At 72.0% G+C, this 5,652-nt stretch carries 6 protein-coding genes; 2 read left to right on the top strand and 4 right to left on the bottom strand.

Annotated elements, in window-relative coordinates; genetic code table 11:
* Window positions 1–173 precede the first annotated feature (173 nt).
* Window positions 174–659, bottom strand: a complete 486-nt coding sequence (locus tag ACWC21_RS11750) for a GNAT family N-acetyltransferase (RefSeq protein ID WP_450880622.1) — start codon at window positions 657–659, stop codon at window positions 174–176.
* A gap of 55 nt (window positions 660–714) precedes the next feature.
* Window positions 715–1,299, bottom strand: coding sequence for a flavin reductase family protein (locus tag ACWC21_RS11745; RefSeq protein WP_450880620.1), 585 nt, complete (start codon window positions 1,297–1,299; stop codon window positions 715–717).
* 352 nt (window positions 1,300–1,651) lie between these two features.
* Here ACWC21_RS11745 and cdgB point away from each other — a divergent pair, with 352 nt between their 5' ends.
* Window positions 1,652–3,304, top strand: a complete 1,653-nt coding sequence (gene cdgB / locus ACWC21_RS11740) for a diguanylate cyclase CdgB (RefSeq protein ID WP_450880618.1) — start codon at window positions 1,652–1,654, stop codon at window positions 3,302–3,304.
* Window positions 3,305–3,421: 117 nt separating this feature from the next.
* A complete protein-coding gene (locus ACWC21_RS11735) occupies window positions 3,422–4,351 on the top strand; it encodes a CBM35 domain-containing protein (RefSeq protein ID WP_450880616.1) in 930 nt (309 codons plus the stop codon).
* Here the strand turns inward: ACWC21_RS11735 and ACWC21_RS11730 are convergent, their stop codons facing one another.
* Both ACWC21_RS11730 and ACWC21_RS11725 read right to left on the bottom strand, forming a co-directional pair.
* Window positions 4,352–5,281 (bottom strand): 1-phosphofructokinase family hexose kinase, encoded by a 930-nt coding sequence (locus tag ACWC21_RS11730; RefSeq protein ID WP_450880692.1) that lies wholly within the window; start codon window positions 5,279–5,281, stop codon window positions 4,352–4,354.
* A gap of 124 nt (window positions 5,282–5,405) precedes the next feature.
* A partial coding sequence (locus ACWC21_RS11725) for an amidohydrolase family protein (RefSeq protein WP_450880614.1) occupies window positions 5,406–5,652 on the bottom strand: 247 nt, incomplete at its 5' end.

Genomic DNA, 5,652 nt, shown 5'->3' with positions numbered 1-5,652 from the left:
GCTCAAGCCCCGTCAGGCCCCGGCCCCCGGTCCAGCTCCAGCACGCCGACCGTCTGGCCCCCGCTGGTCTCCCCGGTCCGGCGGAAGCCGAGGCCGCGGGGCTGCGCCCGTCCCCCGCGGGGCTGCGCCCGTCCCCTGGGGGGCTGCCGCCCCCGGCACCCCGCACCGCCCGCTCAAGCCCCGTCAGGCCCCGGCCCCCGGTCCAGCTCCAGCACGCCGACCGTCTGGCCCCCGCTGGTCTCCCCGGTCCGGCGGAAGCCGAGGCCGAGGTAGAAGCCCTCGGGGCCGGCCGGGCCCGGGTGCCAGGTGACGTACAGTTCCTTGCCGCCGCGGCGGCGGATCTCCTCGGCGACGGAGGCGACGGCGAAGCGGCCGTAGCCGCGGCCCTGTTCCCCGGCGGCGATGTTGAGGCGCCACAGGCCGGAGCGGAACACCGTGCCGTCGCCGTGCCAGTCGATGTCGAGGAAGGCCATCAGAAAGCCGACCGGGCGGTCCTCGTCGACGATCAGACGGGGCCAGGCGACCCCGGCCGGATGGACGTACGCCTCGGCCAGCGACTGCATCACCGGTGACACCCCGTGCTCCTGGTCCGGGCGGACGCGAATACCGGTCGCGGCGTCGAAATTCCGCGGAGTCACTTGTTCCAGACGGGGCGTCATGTCGGCACGATAAGAGGGCAGTTCACAAAACCGCCACGAATTTTCCCGGCCGTGATTAACCCAACTGCCGGTACCTGCCCCGGAAATACAGCAGCGGGCCGCCCTCCGTGCCCGGCAGCCGGGCGGTCAGCACCCGGCCGATCACCAGGGTGTGGTCGCCGGCCGCCACCCGCTGCTCGGTGCGGCACTCCAGGGCCGCCAGGGCGCCGCCGACCAGCGGCGCACCGGTGGCCTCACCGCGGGTGACGGGGAGGTCGGCGAAGAGCAGGCGGTCGCTGACCCGGCCCTTCATGGCGAACCGGCCGGCGGTCTGGCGCTGGTGGTCGGCGAGGACGGAGACGGCCCACAGCGGCTGCTCGGTGAGCAGGTCGTCCATGCGGGAGCCCTCGCGCAGGCTGACCAGGACCAGCGGCGGTTCGAGGGAGACCGACATGAAGGCGGTGGCGGTCATGCCGACGTCCTCGCCGGCCGGCGCCCCGGGGTCGTCCGGGTCGAGCGGCGGCTCCTGCGCGGTCACCAGGACCACGCCCGCGGCCAGCCGGGACATCGCGGCCCGGAACTCGTCGTTGCTCACCCCCTCAGCATGCCCGGAGGCGGTGGGGGCGATGGGCAGCGTGGGGGCGGAGGGATTGTTCGGCACACCGGAAACGCTAATCTCCGCTCCGTGCGGGTCGCATCGGGCCTCCGGCCGAGAGGGCCCCGGGACAAGGTCCTACGACCCCGAGCCCGGCCCTTCCTGCATCATGTCCACACATCCGCAAAGACTGCGTTCGGTAAACACACAGAGAAAACGCAGAAACTCCACTCAATTGTTCACGTTCTCCTGTGACTTGAGTCACAAGGGGCGGGAATTGTTGACCCTGTGTACCGAGTGGGCAGCGCGCTGTGATTCAGTGGCGGTTGAACGTGTAAGAGCACCCCAAGGGCACCACCGGAAAGAAACGCCGACGACAACCCTTGATTCGCTGCGAGGTCTCGGGGGGAGGGCGAGCATGGAGACCGAGTCGGAGCCGTATGTCCGCCTTGCGTCCCTGCGGCAGCTGCACCAGGTCATGGCCGACATGAACACGGCGCGCAGCCTGGCGGACACACTGCAGACCGTCGCGGACGGGGTCGTGAACGCCCTCGGGTACGAGATGGCGGCCGTGAACCTGGTGCGTCCCGACGGCGATCTCGTGGTCGCCGCCTTCTCCGGCAACTCCGCCGCCGAGGCCCTCATCACCGGCCGCGTCGGCTCCCGCGCCTCCTGGGACCGCCGGCTGGGCATGGGCGAGGACTGGGGCGATCTGCGCTTCATACCGCACACCGAGGGCTGGGTGCTCGACGACGACGACGTACCCCAGTGGTTCACCGACGGCCCCGCCCCCCGCTTCGAGGACGAGTGGCACCCCTCCGACCGCCTCTTCGCGCCGATGTACACGCCCGGCGGACCGGGCGGCTCCAGCGGAGAGCTGCTGGGTGTGATCTCCGTTGACCGGCCGCGCAACGGCCGCCGGCCCGGCGCCTGGGGCCGCGAGGCGCTGCAGATGTACGCGTTCCAGGCCGCCATCGCGATCAGCAACGCGCGTCTACGCGCCAACATGCAGCGCGCCCTGGTACGCCTGGAGCGGGAGCAGCAGGCGCTGCGGGCCAGTGAGGAAAGCTTCCGGCAGGCCTTCGAGTACGCCCCGTCCGGCATGGCGATCGCCGAGATGGGCGGCGACCAGCACGGGCGGATCCTGCGCACCAACGACGCCCTGTGCCGGCTGCTGGGCCGTCCCGCCTCCGCGATGCGCCGCTACTCCTTCTCCGACCTGGTCCACCCCGAGGACATAGGCACCCTGCTGCGCACCTCCGCGGAAGGCGGGCGCGCGGAGCTCCGGCTCGGCCGCCGCGACGGTACGTACGTATGGGTGTCCCTGCGCAACAGCGTCGTGGCGGACGCCGCCGACGGCCCCCGCTTCCTGCTCACGCACGTCGAGGACATCGAGGACCGCAAGCGCCGCGAGCTCCAGCTCGCCCACCGCGCCTCCCACGACTCCCTCACCGGGCTGCCGAACTCCGCCGAGCTTCGCTCGCGCCTGTCGGCCCGGCTCTGCCAGCGGCCCGCCCACTCCGGCCCGGAGTCGCTGGACGCGGCCTACGGCCATCCCGCCTTCGACCCGCCCGGCCACGGCTTCGACTTCGCGTCGTCGGGCGCTCAGACGTTCGAAGGCTATGACCACCACGTGCACACGATCGCCCCCGAGGGGGAGCGGGACGACGGCACCAAGGGCCTCGCGGTCCTCTTCTGCGACCTCGACGGCTTCAAGTCGATCAACGACCGGTTCGGGCACAACGCGGGCGACGCCGTCCTCATCGAGGTCGCCCGGCGGCTCAGCAACGGCGTGCGGGACGGCGACACGGTGGCCCGGCTGGGCGGCGACGAGTTCGTGATCCTCGCCGACGGCCTCGGCAAGGCCGACGCCCAGGACCTCGCCGTACGCCTGCGCAACGAGATCATCCAGCCGATCCGGGCCGAGGGCAGGGCCGTGCGGGTGGGCGCCAGCTTCGGTATCGGGTGGGCACACTGTGGAATGACTGCGGACGAAGTGTTGAAGTCCGCTGACGAACGCATGTACGTAGAGAAACGATCTCGTCCCAAACAGCACCGACGGGCCGGTTGATCTCCAGGTCAGCGGGTTGGTGCGACGGGAGTCACCCGTTTGGGCCACACGGAGCGGGTAGGCTCGCCATTCTCACCACCACCGCATCCACCCGCACCTGTTGAGGAGTACCTAGGGATGAGCCCCGGCGAAAACGGCCCGAGCACGCCCGAGGACGACGACCCGTTCGGCTATCTGTACGCCGACGGTCAGGCCAGGGGCGCCCAGCCACCGTCCAGCGGCTACGGCTACCCGAACTCGGTCAACAGGGTGCGTGCGGTCGGTCAGCGCACGTACGGCGGCCAGCAGGCCCAGTACGGCCAGACCGTTCAGCAGCAGGGTGCCGCCCACGGGCAGCCGAACGCCGCCTACCAGGCGCCGGAGACCTTCCCGGGCGGCGCGCCGACCACCCAGCAGCCGATGCCCGGCGGCGGCTCCGGCGGCGGCCGTCGCGGCCCGAACACCAAGGGCCTGCTGATCGGCGCGATCGCGGTGGTCGCCGCGGTCGTCATCGGCATCGGCGTGGCCATGATGAACGGCGACGACGACAAGAAGACCGACAACCAGGCCTCCGGAGCCCCGGCCCAGTCGCAGAAGGCCTCGCCGACCCCGTCCAGCAGTGCGACGGCGAGCGGGGAGCTGCCGAAGGCCGACGCGAAGGCGCTGACGCCGGGCGGAGGAGCGGGCACGGCGTCGGACGTCAAGGGCGCGAAGGCCGACGGCGGCACCTACGTCACGGGCTTCAACCAGGTGGGTGCCTCCCTCACCTGGAACCTGACCGACATCCCCAAGGCAGGCAAGTACACGCTGCACGTCACCTACGGCGTGCCCGGCAAGGACGCCAACGCCACACTCACGGTGAACGGCACCCCCCAGACCCGCCCGTTCAACCTGGCGAACTTCGCCCACGCCCCGGAGGGCGACTACGAAAAGGGCTGGACCAACACCTACGGGAACATCATCCTCAACAAGGGCCCCAACACCATCAAGCTCTCCTGCGAGCAGAGCAACCAGTGCGATGCCAACTTCGACCAGTTCTGGCTGGAGCCGGGGTGGAAGAAGTCGTAGTCAGGCCGCGCTGACCTCCCCGGTCACCGTCACCCGCCCCGCCAGCTCCTCGTAGGTCCCCCGGTCGAACTCGCCCGCCGCCGGTGCCCGTACCGTCGCCGCCGACAAGGCGACCGCGCGGATCAGCCGGTCCGGCCAGGGCAGGCCCTCCACCAGGCCCGACAGCAGGCCCGCGGCCGTCGAGTCGCCGGCGCCGGTCGGGTTGCCGTGGAGGCGGGCGGGTGGGGCGGCGCGCCAGCGGCCCTCGGGGGTGACGGCCAGCAGACCCTCCGCGCCCAGGGAGGCGACGACCGCGTGGGCGCCGCGGCGGCGGGCGTCCTGGGTGGCTCGCAGTGGGTCGTGGGAGCCGGTCAGCTCGGCCAGTTCCTCGGCGTTCGGTTTGACGACGTCCGGGCGGGCCGCCACCCCGCGGCGCAGTGGTTCGCCGCTGGTGTCGAGGAGGACGGGGACGCCCGCGGCCCGGGCGGTGCGTATCAGTCCGGCGTACGCGCCGACGGGTACGCCCAGCGGCAGGCTGCCGCAGAGGGCGACCGCCGACGCCGAGCGCAGCAGTCGCCCGTACGCGTCCTGGAAGTCGGCCCACTCGGCGTGGGTGATCTGCGGGCCCGGCTCGTTGAGCTGGGTGGTGTCGCCGGTCAGTTCGTCGACGACGGCGATGGTGCGCCGGGTCGCCCCGTCGACCGGGACCAGCGCGTCCAGCACGCCCGCGGTGTCCGCCAGCCGGTCCCGGACCACGCGCCCCGTGGCGCCGCCCGCGAACCCGGTGACCGTCACCTCGTGCCCGAGGGCCGCGAGCACCCGGGCCACGTTGACCCCCTTGCCGCCCGGCCGTTCGGCGACCTCCTGGACGCGGTGGGAGGCGTGCGGCCGCAGGGACCGTACGCGATAGGTGATGTCGAGGGCGGTGTTCAGTGTGACCGTGAGGATCACTCGGGCCGGCCTCCCCTCGGGCGTGACGTGCGGCTTCTTCGTTCCCGGAAGCCAGATCATGCCAAAGAGACGGCGACCGGCCCAGTCCACGGAACCGGCCACCGCCGCACGACTCGGGGACGGATCAGCCCAGTTGGGGATCGACCACCCAATCGCCCCGGCGCATCACGCCCTTGAGGCCGAAGTCCGCGTCGAGGAGCACCAGGTCGGCGTCCTTGCCGGGCTCCAACGAGCCGATGCGGTCGTCCATGCCCAGCAGCCGGGCCGGGTTGGCGGACAGGGCGGCGACCACGTCCTCCACCGGCAGCCGGTCGACGGTCACCGCCCGTCTGAAGGCGCGGTCCAGGGTGAGCGTCGAGCCCGCGATGGAG

The sequence above is a fragment of the Streptomyces sp. NPDC001348 genome (assembly GCF_053597535.1).
Note: the sequence above shows the minus strand (reverse complement) of the source record. Positions and strands in the feature narration are given on the sequence as shown.